Raw genomic sequence first — 13,063 nt, forward strand, 5'->3', positions numbered from 1 at the left:
CCACAACTATACACGGGTCTTTTTTAGTGATTTTTCGTCTACATCTATAATTATAGTTCTTGAACCAATTTTTTTAACGAATTCCCAAGGTACCTCAATAAATTCACTTTTCCCAAATATAGTAAACTTTGTCTTAGGATCATTTAAAATTAGTAATTTAAAATTGCCTTCTTCATCAATTATAATATCATTATTGGATAAGTAGTTATATTTATCTCCATCATTAATATTAATTATTTCGTATTTTTCCATATCACTATATAGTTTTATATCCTCTTCCATAACAATACCTCCTTAACATATTTCATAAAATAATATGAAATATATTAAAGATTTATTACTAATATATTATATTAAGGTTGTTGAAGAATTGTTAAATGGGATTCTATCCTTTTCAACTAATATTTTTATCAAATCTAAATCTATATCTTGACCTACATATGCAGAATTAATTATACCTTGTTTAAAAGTAATGTCCATAACTTTTTTAATTTTATCATTGTCAATATTATCTATCTTTTTGATTATATCCCCTGGTTTATTTATTCTATTCAAAAACAATACAGATTTCCCGTTATTAAACATTCTGCTGCTGGTACTTTCTAATCCCAAAATATAACTTCCCTTTAGCTGTTCTTTTCCCTTAATAAGCCTTTCCTTTGAAATAGTACTATTTGAAAATTTAATAATCTCTTCTTTTATCAGATTTATAACTTCCACGGCATATTTAGGATTTAATCCTGTGTAAATAGTAACCACTCCAGTATTATTGAAGGAACTTAAATAAGAGTATATAGAATAGCATCTTCCTTTTTCTTCTCGTATTTTCTGAAACAATAGTGAAGAAGCTCCTCCTCCTAAAATATTATTCAATAAAAGTAGTGCATAAGCATCTTCACTTCCTATTTCTACTCCAGGCAGCCCAAGACTTATATGAAGTTGTTCTATTTTTTTCTTTTTAAATAAATGATTAGTTAACATAGGTGGTTTTGAATAATGAGTTATTTCCTTATTATTTACTTTCCATTCTCCAAAATAACTTTCTATTAAATTAACTATTTCATTTTCATTAAATTTTCCTGCTATAGATACAACACAATTTTCAGGTATGTAATGAGAATCCACATAATCTATAATTTGCTGCCTAGTAAAGGATTTAACTGTATCTATGGTACCTAATATAGGCAGTGCTATAGGGTCTTCTCCCCATATAGCTTCATTATGCAAATCTACAAGCACATCTTCTGGAGAGTCTTCATCCATATTTATTTCTTCTATAACTACACCTTTCTCTTTTTCTATATCTTCTTCAGTAAAGTTACTGTTGAACAGCATATCAGATATTACATCTAAGGCTAACTCTAAATGAGTATCTAGAATTTTTATATAATAACAGGTAGCTTCTTTACCAGTAAAAGCATTTAACTGTCCACCTACATCCTCAATACATTCTGCTATTTCTTTAGAATTCCTGTTATCAGTACCTTTAAAAAGCATATGTTCTATAAAATGAGATATGCCATTATTTTCTTTGCTTTCATTTCTTGATCCATTCTTTACCCATAACCCTACACTTATAGAATTAACATAGTCTATTTTTTCTAAAACTACCCTTAAACCATTACTGAGTTGTATCAAATTATACATTATGTTCCTCCCATAAAATAATTGTTTAAAAAATAAAAAGGCACAAAGCCCTTCTATTTTTGTTGTTTTATTTCATCCTTCTCGTCTGATTCTTTTTTAATGGCATCTCTTCTCGAGAGGTTAATTCTTCCATGCTCATCAATATCTGTTACCTTTACAAGAATTTCATCTCCTAAGGATACTATATCTTCAACTTTATTTACTCTTGTAAAATCAAGCTTTGATATATGAACCAATCCTTCTTTACCAGGTAAAATTTCTACAAAGGCCCCAAAGTTAGTTATCTTTGTAACTTTACCTAAGTATATTTCCCCTACTTCTACATCCTTTGTTAAATCATCTATTATCTTTAATGCTCTATTTGCTCCTACACTATCATTTGACATAATGTATATCTTTCCATCCTCTTTTATGTCAATTTTTACGCCTGTTTCAGCTATAATCTTATTAATTGTCTTTCCGCCAGCGCCTATAACATCTCTTATCTTTTCGGGATCAATAGACATTTTATAGACTCTTGGAGCATATGGTGAAAGTTCCTTTCTAGCTTCAGGAATACAATTCTTTATTTTTTCTAATATAAATAAACGAGCTTTTTTTGCTTTTTCTAAAGTAATCTTTATGCAATTCTTTGATAATCCATGAATTTTTGTATCAACTTGAATAGCAGTTATTCCTTCCGCAGTTCCAGCTACTTTAAAGTCCATATCTCCAAAGAAATCTTCAATACCTTGAATATCTGTAAGAACTTCCTCTTTTGATAAGTCTTCACTAGTTACAAGTCCTATAGCTATTCCTGCAGCAGGTCTTCTAATTGGAACACCAGCATCAAGCAGTGCTAAAGTACTTCCACACACACTGGCTTGTGAAGTTGATCCATTAGAGCTTAAAACTTCAGATACAAGTCTAATTGCATATGGGAATTCATCTTCCGAAGGAATTAGTGGTTCTAAAGCTTTTTCTGCTAAAGCACCATGGCCAATTTCTCTTCTTCCTGGTCCTCTAAGTGGTCTTACTTCACCAGTACTGTAGGATGGGAAATTATAATGATGCATATATCTTTTAGATTCCTCATCACCAATGCCATCAAGTATTTGTACATCTCCTAATGGACCTATAGTAGCTACAGTCATTACCTGAGTTAATCCCCTTGTGAATAATCCAGTACCATGAGTTCTTGGAAGTAATCCTACTTCACAACTGATAGGTCTTATTTCATCAAAAGCTCTTCCATCTGGTCTTCTCTTCTCATTAAGAATCATATTTCTTACTATTTCCTTTTGTATTCTATATTCTATATCCCCTATATCTGCTTTACCATCAGGATATTTTTCACTAAATTCTTCATCAATCTTTTCCTTAGCTGCATCCATAGCAGCATTTCTTTTATCTCTATCTGTAATATACATAGCTTCTTTTATTAAATCAAATGAAAAATCTCTTACTTCCTTTTCCATATCTTCATCTACTTTATATATTACTGGTTCTACCTTTTCTTTTCCAAATTTACTCATTGCTTCTTCTTGGAACTTAACTATTGGCTGACACTTATCAAAAGCAAAATTTATAGCATTGTACATTGTGTCTTCATCTACTTCATCAGCCCCTGCTTCAATCATCATAACCCTTTCTTTGGTAGCACAAACTGTAAGAGTTAATTTTGTTTTTTCTCTTTCAGCCTGTGTAGGGTTTAATATAAATTCTCCATCAATTAAGCCCACAGAAACAGTGGCAACTGGTGTAGTGAAAGGAATACTAGATAGGCATAAAGCTAAAGATGCTGCATTCATAGCTAAAATATCTGGTGCATTATCCTGTTCTACAGATAAGACCGTGCAAACTATTTGCACATCATTTCTGTATCCCTTAGGAAATAATGGTCTTAATGGTCTGTCTATAGCTCTAGCATGAAGTATAGCCTTCTCTGAAGGCCTGCCCTCTCTTTTTATAAAGCCACCAGGTATCTTACCCACAGCATATAACCTTTCCTCATATTCAACACTTAATGGGAAGAAATCTATACCCTCCCTAGGTTCTTTAGATGCATTTGCATTTACTAATACTACTGTATCTCCGTAACTTACAAGTATAGCACAATCTGAAAGAGCACCTACTTTCCCAGATTCCATCTTAAACTTTCTACCAGCTACAGTAGTTTCAAGTACATGACTCATAATTTACCTCCCTTCAATTTATACACTATTATTATCCTATTTTATTAATTTTTTTATACAAATATAAATATAAATAAGCTAATTTCAAAATAATAGAGCGGTGGAAGCCGCTCTAGTAGATTTTCTTATTTTCTTAAGCCTAATTCCTTAATGATTGCACGATATCTGTTGATATCTTTCTTTTCTAAGTAGTTAAGAAGACCTCTTCTCTTACCAACCATCATTAAAAGACCTCTTCTTGAATGGAAATCCTTCTTATGAACCTTTAAATGATCATTTAGATGATTAATTCTTTCTGTTAATAGTGCAATCTGAACTTCTGGAGAACCAGTGTCTCCTTCGTGTCTTGCATGTTTTTTTAAAATTTCATTTTTTAATGCCTTATCCATTTATCCAACACCTCCAATTGTTATATCCCCTTAGTCCAAGAATACCGACGGCAACACGGAAATCTTAGATTAAGGTTCACGAAACTAATTATAGCAAAGAACCTTAAGATTGTAAATCTCTTTTTATAATTAATCCTAAATTTTGCTTTTCCACGTAATCTTTATCTTTTTTAATTCTTTCTGATAATTCATCTAATGATTTAAATTTCTTTTCATCCCTTATTCTGCTTATAAAATATAATCTTATTTTTTCATCATATATTTCTTTATTAAAATTCAATATATGAGTTTCTATGCTTAATTTCTCATTTTCTACTGTAGGATTATATCCCACGTTGGTTACTCCCTTAAAATAATTTCCATTGTATTTTACTATGGTAAAATATACCCCACCTCGTGGTATTACAAATTCTTTGTTATAATCCAAATTTATTGTAGGGAAACCAATAACCCTGCCAATTTGCCTTCCCTTTATAACCATTCCTGAAAGAGAAAAAGGTCTTGTAAGCATTGCACGTGCTTTATCCATATCACCAGTATCTGAAATTATATGTCTGATATTAGAACTAGATACTATTTCCTTTTTATACTTTATTGGATCTACCACAAATAATTGAAAATCATATTTTTTACTTAATTCCTTTAACAGCTCCACATCTCCTAAGTTTTTGTAACCAAATCTATAATTGAATCCAACTACAACACCCTTGGCATTGTAATTTTTCACAATATTTAATACAAACTCCTCAGGAGAAAGTTGCATAAACTCCTTGGTAAAGGTATCCAACCTTAATATATCTATCCCTTTATTTTCTAAAATTTTTATTTTTGTTTCTTTATCCATTAAAAGTTTTGGCATAATTTCTTTGTTAATAATAGATAAAGGATGATTTTTAAAAGTGTATACCATACTCCTGCCATTATTTTTTTTGGCAAGAGCTATGACCTTTTTTATCAATTGCATATGTCCTAAATGTAAGCCATCAAAACTCCCAAGTGCAACATAAGTATTATATTGTAAATTTTGCCTTATTTTCTCTTCTATTATGTCCATAATCATTACTCCTATACAAGTAATTTCAAGATTTTAAACCCTTCTGCAGTTCTTTTGCCTAAACCAATGAATCTATTTTCTATGTATACCCTAAGAATAATATTTTCATCTATATTTTGTAATACATATTTATTAGTAAGAGTTGCCCCATTTAATAATAGTATTTCATATCTTTTATCCATATTTATAGCATTATATTTAAATAAAGCCTTATCCATAGGAATTATATAATCTTGTACATTGTCCTCATTTAAATCTTCTATATTAACAGAATTTTCAATGGCAAAGATACCTGTCTTAGTTCTTTCAAGAGACCACATACTTCCCCCTACTCCTAAGTTCTTACCCATATCATAGCAAAGACTTCTTATATAAGTTCCCTTTGAGCATTCTACTTTAAAAGTTACAAAAGGCATATTAATGTCTAGAATATCCATGGAATATATATGGACTTTTCTACTTTTTCTTTCCACTTCTATTCCTTCTCTGGCCAATTCATAAAGCCTTTTCCCATTGACTTTAAGTGCTGAATACATAGGAGGAATCTGATCAATTTCTCCATGGAAGGACTTAATGCAGTTAATGACAGAATTTTCATCTATATTTACTGGATTTTCATGAATAACTTTGCCTTCTCTATCATAGGTATCAGTTACTATTCCAAGTTTCATAGTAGCTATATATATCTTATTTTCATTCATTATATAATCAACTATTTTTGTAGAATTACCTATACATATAGGCAACACACCAGAAGCTAAAGGATCCAATGTACCAGTGTGACCAACCCTTTTGATTTTGCATATTTTTTTAACTCTTCTTACTACATCAAAAGAAGTCATACCACAAGGTTTATAAACATTTAATACTCCATTCATTTATATTAACTCTTTTTTTATCAGCTGTAATAGAATGTGCTGAACTTCCTCTAGTGATTTATCCTTTATAGCTGCTCCTGCTGCTCTTATATGTCCTCCGCCTCCAAATGATTCTGCAATTTTTCTAACGTCTACCTTGGATTTAGATCTTAGGCTTATCTTTACTTCTCCATCTTTTTCTTTTAATAGCAATGTTACTTCTACGGTATCAATGCTATTACCAAAGGAAACTACGTCAGAAGTATCTGTATTAGGATCTATATTTAATTTTTGGAACATCTCATCAGTGACTTTCATAAGGCATATATTTCCATCAATTAATTCCATTTTATCAAATACTAATCCATATAATTTAAATCTATTAAATTCTTTATTATCAAATACCTTTCTGTGTATGCTACTAAAATCAATGCCTGTATTTATTAAATCTCCGGCAATGCTATGGGTAATAGATGTGGTATTTGAGTGTCTAAAGGAGCCTGTATCTGTCAATATTGATGTATACAGGCAAGAAGCCATATTTTTATCAACAGTTACACCTAAAGATCTCAGCATTTGATATACTATTTCCGCCATACAAGATGCATTAGCATCTACAAAATTTAAATCTCCATATAAATTATTGGAAATATGATGATCTATATTAATTAGGGTATAATTTTTATTATTCAAATCTATATTTGCATTTACTCTTTCAAAATTGCCACAATCTAAAACAATTACGCAATTTGTTCCTTCTTTAACTTCTGATGTATTTCCATCTATTTCTTCACCAAAAGGTAAAAAGCTGAAATTTTTAGGCATACTTTCTTTACAGATTATATATACATTTTTATTAAGCTTTCTAATTCCCTGTAAAAGACTTAAGGAACTGCCAATAGAGTCACCATCTGCAGAAGTATGGAAGGTTATACCTATTGTATCACTTTCCTTTATATGGTCTAAAATTTTATTCATTATCATGGCTTTCTCTCTCCTTTATTTCGGCAAGCAGAGCGTCTATATGCATACCATGTTCTATGGTTTCATCCAATTCTATAATTATTTCTGGTGTATATCTTAAATTTATCCTATGACCAATTTCTCTTCTAATAAATCCGCTGGAATTTTTTAAGACAGCCAATGTATTGTTCTTTGTCTCTTCATTGCCAAAAATGCTTACATAGACTTTAGCATATCTTAAGTCCTTGGTAACATCTACCTTAGTTACACTTACCATGGCACTCATTCTTGGATCTTTAATTTCATGTTGAATTATATTTGAGACTTCTTTTTTTACTTCTTCGTTTATTCTTCCACCTCTATACTTAGCCATAAAAACTCACTCCTAATCATAGCTTAACTTTTTTTATTTCTTCCATAGTATAAGCTTCTATTATGTCGCCTTCTTTAATATCGTTAAACTTTTCAATCATTATTCCACATTCATATCCTGCAGCAGCTTCCTTAATATCATCCTTAAATCTCTTTAAAGATGATAAAATAGATTCATTTATTACTATTCCATCCCTTATAACTCTTACACTAGAATTTCTTGTAATTTTTCCATCTAAAACATAACAGCCTGCTACTGTTCCCACGTTGGAAATTTTATAAGTTTTCCTAACTTCTGCTCTTCCTAATATTACTTCTTTATAATCTGGTTCAAGCATACCTATCATAGCTGCTTTGATATCCTCTATAGCATTGTATATAACTCTATAAGTTTTTACATCTACATTTTCTTTTTCAGCAGCAGCAATGGCATTTGTATCTGGTCTTACATTAAAACCTATTATTATTGCATTAGAAGCATTGGCTAAAGTAACATCTGTCTCAGTAATAGCGCCCACTCCACCATGAATAACTCTTACCTTTATCTCTTCTGTTGAAAGTTTTTCAAGGGACTGTCTTACGGCTTCTACAGATCCCTGTACATCGGCTTTCACAATGATGTTTAATTCTTTTATTTTACCTTCTTTAATTTGACTATATAAGTCTTCCAAGGATACCTTGTGAGTTGATTGCAAATACTCACTTCTTTCCTTATCTTTTCTCTTATCTGCCATATCCCTTGCAGTTTTTTCATCTTTAACTACATGGAATCTATCTCCTGCTGAAGGTACTTCCGATAATCCTAATATCTCCACAGGAATTGATGGACCTGCTGATTTAATTTTCTTTCCTTTATCATCAAACATGGCTCTTATTCTGCCATAAGTTGATCCTACTATTATAGAATCCCCTACACGTAAAGTACCATTCTGTACAAGTAATGAGGCTACAGAACCTCTTCCTTTATCAAGTTTTGCTTCTATTACAGTACCCTTTGCTTTTCTTTTAGGATTTGCTTTAAGCTCTTCCATTTCTGCTGTTAAAAGTATCATTTCAAGTAAGGAATCTATTCCTTCTCTAGTATGAGCTGATACTGGAACTACTATAGTATCTCCACCCCAGTCTTCAGCTATAAGTCCTTTTTCAGATAACTGCTGCTTTACTCTATCAGGATTTGCACCAGGTCTATCCATCTTATTTATTGCAACTATCATAGGAACATTAGCTGCTCTACAGTGATTTATAGCCTCTTCTGTCTGTGGCATAATGCCATCATCTGCTGCTACTACTAATACAACTATATCCGTTATCTGTGCTCCTCTTGCTCTCATAGATGTGAAAGCTTCATGACCAGGTGTATCTAAAAATGTTATTTTTTCACCATTTATATTTACTGTATAAGCACCTATGTGCTGAGTTATTCCACCAGCTTCAGTTGAAGCTACTTTGGACTTTCTTATAGCATCTAAAAGAGAAGTCTTACCATGGTCAACGTGACCCATAACAGTTACTACTGGAGGTCTTTTTACGCTGCCTTTGTCATTATCTTCATCTTCTTCTTCCGCTTCTACTACTTCTAGCTCTAAATTTTGCTCCTTTTTTACCACAACAGCTTCAAATTTTTCACCTAATTTTTTTGCAGTTTGAAAATCAATTTCCTGATTCATTCCTGCCATAACTCCCATGAATATAAGCTGTTTGATTACTTCTGTATAAGGTTTTCCAAGTTTATCTGCAAATTCTTTAACGGTTATAGTTTCATTCATTTCTATTAATATATCTGGTTTGGCTTTTTCTTCTGTTTGCTCATTATAAGTTTCTATTTCTTCATCCTCATTCTTTCCTTTAATTTTTTTAGTTTTAGTTTTATTTTTTATAACTTCTTCTTGTAATTCTCCATACTTTTCTTCAATGTTATCTTTGTTATCTTTTGAAATATCCATAGCTGTGTCATCTTTTGGAGCCTCTGCATACAATTCTTTTATCAATTGAGCATCTTCGTCTTCTATTACACTCATATGATTTTTTACTTCTATATTAAACTCATCTTTTAACAAACTTATTAAGTTCTTGCTGGATATTCCTAGTTCTTTAGCTAATTCATATACTCTTATTTTTGACAAAACATTCACCCCCGAAACTATTTTCATTTTCTATTTCCATAGTTCTAACAATTTCGCAGCCATAGACGTATCTGATATCCCAACTACATTTATTTTATCCCTTCCCAATATGTGAGATAAATCTTCTCCGCTACACCCACTGATAATAGGGATATTTCTACTATGGGCCATTCTTTCAAACTTTTCCCTGGTATTTTCAGAAACTTCTGCTGATACAATTATTAAATAACATTTACCACCTCTTAAAGCTTCTTCACATTTATTATATCCCTCTATACACTTACCAGCTTTTTTAGATATTCCTAGAAAGGAAATAAACTTATCCTTCATTCTCAATCTCTTCCTTTAATTTACTGTAAATCTCTTCACTTATGGTGGTTTCGAGATTTCTCTCTAATTTCTTACTTTTAAAGGCTTTTTGAAGACAACTTACACTTTTACAGATATAAGCACCTCTTCCAGGCTTTTTACCAGTTAAGTCTATAGAAACCTCTCCTTCTTTATTCTTAACTACTCTTATAAGGTCTTTTTTGGGTTTCATTTCTGCACAGCCAGTGCACATTCTTTGAGGTATCTTTTTAACTTTCATAGATTAACCACCTTCCTTCTAAAGCCTTATTAATCAGAAACCTGAGAAGAACTTTTTATGTCAATCTTCCAGCCTGTAAGTTTTGCAGCAAGTCTTACATTTTGACCTTCCTTGCCTATAGCTAATGAAAGTTGATTATCTTCTACTATTACCCTTGCCGATTTATTATCTTCATCGACGTGAACATCTAAAACCTTAGCTGGACTTAAAGCATTTGCAATATATTCTTCTGGAAGTTTGCTCCATTTTATTATATCTATTTTTTCATTTTTAAGTTCATTTACTATATTCTGAACTCTTATACCCTTAGGTCCTACGCAAGCTCCCATAGCATCAACATTTTCATCATTGGAATAAACAGATATTTTAGTTCTAGAACCTGCTTCTCTAGCTATACTTTTTATTTCTACAATACCATTATATATTTCTGGTACTTCAAGTTCAAATAATCTCTTAACTAAGCCGGGATGAGTTCTTGATACTATAACCTGGGCACCTTTTGTAGTATTCTTTACTTCAACTATATATAACTTTAATCTTTCATTAAAGCTATATGTTTCTCCTTGCATCTGCTCATTAGGTCCAAGTACAGCTTCTATTTTCCCCAAATCTACAAATACATTAGATTTATCCTTTCTTATAACAGTACCACTTATTATATCACATTCTTTTTCCATGAACTCATTATAGACAATTCTTCTTTCTTCCTCTTTTATCCTTTGAATAACTACTTGCTTTGCTGCTTGAGCAGCTACTCTTCCAAACTTCTTAGGAGTTACTTCAACATTTACTACTTCTCCTAATTCATATCTTGGATCTATTTCTTTTGCATCTTCAATAGATATTTCATTTACTTCATCTAAAACTTCTTCTACAACAGTTTTTCTTGAATAAACATGTATCTCTCCAGTTTCCCTATTCATATTAACTACTACATTTTGTGTTGTAGCACCTTGTTTTGCATAATTCTTTTTATATGCCGCAACTAAAGCATCTTCTAAAGTGCTAAATATTAAATCTTCACTAACTCCCTTTTCTTTAACAATTTCCTTAAGTGCTTCTACAAACTCCTCATTCATCTTTTACTAAACCTCCTTTTAAAATTCTACTTTCAATTTAACTTTATGCAATTTTTCTCTTGGGATATCTATCTCTTTTCCTGCATCTTCTATCTTTATACAAGCACTATCGAAGCCTATTAATTTACCTTCATATTTCCTACTTCCATTGAATATGGATGATAATTTTATAGTAACATAGCTATTTAAATATCTTTCAAAATGTTTATCGTTGTGTAATTCCCTCTCAATTCCTGGCGATGATACTTCTAGATAATAACTCTTTTCTATTGGATCAACTTCATCTAACATTTCGCTTACAGCTCTGCTTACTTTTTCGCAATCGTCAAGTTTTACTCCAGCTTCATTATCTATATATACTCTTAAATAATTTTCTCCGCTTTCTTTTACAAATTCTAAATGATATAATTCATAATTTAACTTAGTAACTATAGGCTCTATTAATATAATAAGTTTTTTGATTAAATCTTCATTCATCATAGCAATCCCTCCTTATTTATTATTTTGCAGCAAATTATAACTTACATACCACATTAATTTAAAAACGCAACAAAAGTTGCGTTTTATACAAATAGAAAGAGCGGGCTTATACCCACTCTTCTCCGTCAAATAATTATCAGTAATCTTACTAGTTTTAATTGTAACATAACGAATAGGTTATTTCAAGAAAAAGTTAACATTTATATTTATAGTATATCCATTTATTATAAATTAAACAGCAATAATTGACCAGATACATACTTTTATTTTTTACCTTACATATCTTTTATTTCTTTTAATAATTCTTCTACAAGTTCATTTTCCTTAACCTTTTTAATTATCTTGCCTTTTTTAAATATAAGTCCCTCTCCTTTACCTCCAGCAATTCCTATATCGGCTTCCCTTGCCTCACCTGGTCCATTTACTACACAGCCCATTACAGCAACTTTAATATTTTTATTCATTCCTTCTAATCCTTTTTCCACTTCTTGGGCGATCTTTATTAGATTTATTTCAGTTCTGCCACAGGTAGGACAAGATATAAATTCTAGTCCCTTATGGGAAAGCCCTAAAGACTTTAATATTTCCTTACCAGTTTTAATTTCTTCTATTGGGTCTCCAGTAAGAGATACCCTTATGGTATCACCTATGCCTTCAGCTAAAAGTGTGCCTATACCAATACTTGACTTTATAGCTCCTCTCCATAAAGTCCCGGCTTCTGTTACTCCAAGATGAAGTGGATAATCTACTTTCCCAGAAATCAATCTATAACTATCTATCATCTGCATAACATTAGAAGATTTAATAGATATTACTATATCAGAAAAATTAACCTGTTCTAATATTTTTACATGCTGTAAGGCACTCTCCACTAAGGCTTCTGAGCTCACACCTCCATATTTTCTCAGCAATTCTTTATCCAAAGACCCAGAATTCACCCCTATCCTTATTGGAATATTTTTCTCCTTAGCCCGCTCTGCTACTTCCTTTACTCTATTTTGATTTCCAATATTCCCAGGATTAATTCTAAGAGCTGATACTCCATTTTCTATAGACTTTAAAGCTAATCTATAGTCAAAATGAATATCTGCTACTAAAGGTATATTTATTCTTTTTACTATATGTTTTATTGCATCAGCAGCCTGTTCATCAGGCACTGCACATCTTATTATTTCACAGCCAGCACTTTCTAATTCTAAAATTTGTTCTACTGTTGCATCTACATTTCTAGTATCAGTATTTGTCATTGATTGAAGGGATATTGGGGCATCTCCTCCCACATACAGGTTTCCCACTTTTACTTTTTTTGTTCTTACTCTTTCCATTTAATCATCTC

At 31.4% G+C, this 13,063-nt stretch carries 14 protein-coding genes; all 14 read right to left on the reverse strand.

Annotation, left to right across the window (positions count from 1 at the left end; all coding sequences use genetic code 11):
* Positions 1 to 6: 6 nt before the first annotated feature.
* Positions 7 to 282, reverse strand: coding sequence for a YlmC/YmxH family sporulation protein (locus tag CLLI_RS02055; protein ID WP_106062591.1), 276 nt, complete (start codon positions 280 to 282; stop codon positions 7 to 9).
* Between the two features lie 66 nt (positions 283 to 348).
* Positions 349 to 1,647, reverse strand: a complete 1,299-nt coding sequence (locus CLLI_RS02060; RefSeq protein WP_106062592.1) for a M16 family metallopeptidase — start codon at positions 1,645 to 1,647, stop codon at positions 349 to 351.
* Positions 1,648 to 1,700: 53 nt separating this feature from the next.
* Positions 1,701 to 3,821: a polyribonucleotide nucleotidyltransferase gene (locus CLLI_RS02065; RefSeq protein WP_106062593.1), complete on the reverse strand. Its 2,121-nt coding sequence runs from the start codon at positions 3,819 to 3,821 to the stop codon at positions 1,701 to 1,703.
* Positions 3,822 to 3,946: 125 nt separating this feature from the next.
* The gene (rpsO, locus tag CLLI_RS02070; RefSeq protein ID WP_106062594.1) at positions 3,947 to 4,210 is read right to left on the reverse strand and encodes a 30S ribosomal protein S15; all 264 of its coding nucleotides are present in this window, start codon (positions 4,208 to 4,210) and stop codon (positions 3,947 to 3,949) included.
* 103 nt (positions 4,211 to 4,313) lie between these two features.
* Positions 4,314 to 5,264, reverse strand: a complete 951-nt coding sequence (locus CLLI_RS02075) for a bifunctional riboflavin kinase/FAD synthetase (protein ID WP_106062595.1) — start codon at positions 5,262 to 5,264, stop codon at positions 4,314 to 4,316.
* 11 nt (positions 5,265 to 5,275) lie between these two features.
* Entirely contained in the window at positions 5,276 to 6,142 is an 867-nt protein-coding gene (truB, locus tag CLLI_RS02080) for a tRNA pseudouridine(55) synthase TruB (protein WP_106062596.1), read from the reverse strand.
* The gene (locus tag CLLI_RS02085) at positions 6,143 to 7,105 is read right to left on the reverse strand and encodes a DHH family phosphoesterase (protein WP_106062597.1); all 963 of its coding nucleotides are present in this window, start codon (positions 7,103 to 7,105) and stop codon (positions 6,143 to 6,145) included.
* Positions 7,092 to 7,457, reverse strand: coding sequence for a 30S ribosome-binding factor RbfA (rbfA, locus tag CLLI_RS02090; protein WP_106062598.1), 366 nt, complete (start codon positions 7,455 to 7,457; stop codon positions 7,092 to 7,094). The genes CLLI_RS02085 and rbfA overlap by 14 nt, the downstream gene beginning before the upstream one ends.
* A gap of 16 nt (positions 7,458 to 7,473) precedes the next feature.
* Entirely contained in the window at positions 7,474 to 9,579 is a 2,106-nt protein-coding gene (infB, locus tag CLLI_RS02095; RefSeq protein WP_106062599.1) for a translation initiation factor IF-2, read from the reverse strand.
* 30 nt (positions 9,580 to 9,609) lie between these two features.
* Positions 9,610 to 9,909, reverse strand: a complete 300-nt coding sequence (locus tag CLLI_RS02100) for a ribosomal L7Ae/L30e/S12e/Gadd45 family protein (RefSeq protein WP_106062600.1) — start codon at positions 9,907 to 9,909, stop codon at positions 9,610 to 9,612.
* On the reverse strand, positions 9,899 to 10,168 hold the full coding sequence (gene rnpM / locus CLLI_RS02105) for an RNase P modulator RnpM (protein WP_106062601.1): 270 nt from the start codon (positions 10,166 to 10,168) through the stop codon (positions 9,899 to 9,901). Before rnpM ends, CLLI_RS02100 begins: the two co-directional genes overlap by 11 nt.
* 29 nt (positions 10,169 to 10,197) lie before the next feature.
* Positions 10,198 to 11,247, reverse strand: coding sequence for a transcription termination factor NusA (gene nusA, locus CLLI_RS02110; RefSeq protein WP_106062602.1), 1,050 nt, complete (start codon positions 11,245 to 11,247; stop codon positions 10,198 to 10,200).
* A gap of 18 nt (positions 11,248 to 11,265) precedes the next feature.
* Positions 11,266 to 11,727, reverse strand: coding sequence for a ribosome maturation factor RimP (gene rimP, locus CLLI_RS02115; protein ID WP_106062603.1), 462 nt, complete (start codon positions 11,725 to 11,727; stop codon positions 11,266 to 11,268).
* A 275-nt stretch (positions 11,728 to 12,002) separates the two neighbouring features.
* A complete protein-coding gene (ispG, locus tag CLLI_RS02120) occupies positions 12,003 to 13,052 on the reverse strand; it encodes a flavodoxin-dependent (E)-4-hydroxy-3-methylbut-2-enyl-diphosphate synthase (RefSeq protein ID WP_106062604.1) in 1,050 nt (349 codons plus the stop codon).
* Positions 13,053 to 13,063: the final 11 nt, after the last annotated feature.

Source organism: Clostridium liquoris (assembly GCF_002995785.1).
Classification (GTDB): domain Bacteria; phylum Bacillota; class Clostridia; order Clostridiales; family Clostridiaceae; genus Clostridium_AO; species Clostridium_AO liquoris.

Bases quoted from the DNA above. Each gene is read 5' to 3' on its own strand.
- CLLI_RS02055 (WP_106062591.1), bottom strand. From the start codon at position 282: ATGGAAGAGGATATAAAACTATATAGTGATATGGAAAAATACGAAATA.
- CLLI_RS02065 (WP_106062593.1), bottom strand. From the start codon at position 3,821: ATGAGTCATGTACTTGAAACTACTGTAGCTGGTAGAAAGTTTAAGATG.
- rnpM (WP_106062601.1), bottom strand. From the start codon at position 10,168: ATGAAAGTTAAAAAGATACCTCAAAGAATGTGCACTGGCTGTGCAGAA.
- rimP (WP_106062603.1), bottom strand. From the start codon at position 11,727: ATGATGAATGAAGATTTAATCAAAAAACTTATTATATTAATAGAGCCT.
- CLLI_RS02085 (WP_106062597.1), bottom strand. From the start codon at position 7,105: ATGATAATGAATAAAATTTTAGACCATATAAAGGAAAGTGATACAATA.
- rpsO (WP_106062594.1), bottom strand. From the start codon at position 4,210: ATGGATAAGGCATTAAAAAATGAAATTTTAAAAAAACATGCAAGACAC.
- truB (WP_106062596.1), bottom strand. From the start codon at position 6,142: ATGAATGGAGTATTAAATGTTTATAAACCTTGTGGTATGACTTCTTTT.
- CLLI_RS02075 (WP_106062595.1), bottom strand. From the start codon at position 5,264: ATGGACATAATAGAAGAGAAAATAAGGCAAAATTTACAATATAATACT.
- CLLI_RS02100 (WP_106062600.1), bottom strand. From the start codon at position 9,909: ATGAAGGATAAGTTTATTTCCTTTCTAGGAATATCTAAAAAAGCTGGT.
- rbfA (WP_106062598.1), bottom strand. From the start codon at position 7,457: ATGGCTAAGTATAGAGGTGGAAGAATAAACGAAGAAGTAAAAAAAGAA.
- CLLI_RS02060 (WP_106062592.1), bottom strand. From the start codon at position 1,647: ATGTATAATTTGATACAACTCAGTAATGGTTTAAGGGTAGTTTTAGAA.
- ispG (WP_106062604.1), bottom strand. From the start codon at position 13,052: ATGGAAAGAGTAAGAACAAAAAAAGTAAAAGTGGGAAACCTGTATGTG.
- nusA (WP_106062602.1), bottom strand. From the start codon at position 11,247: ATGAATGAGGAGTTTGTAGAAGCACTTAAGGAAATTGTTAAAGAAAAG.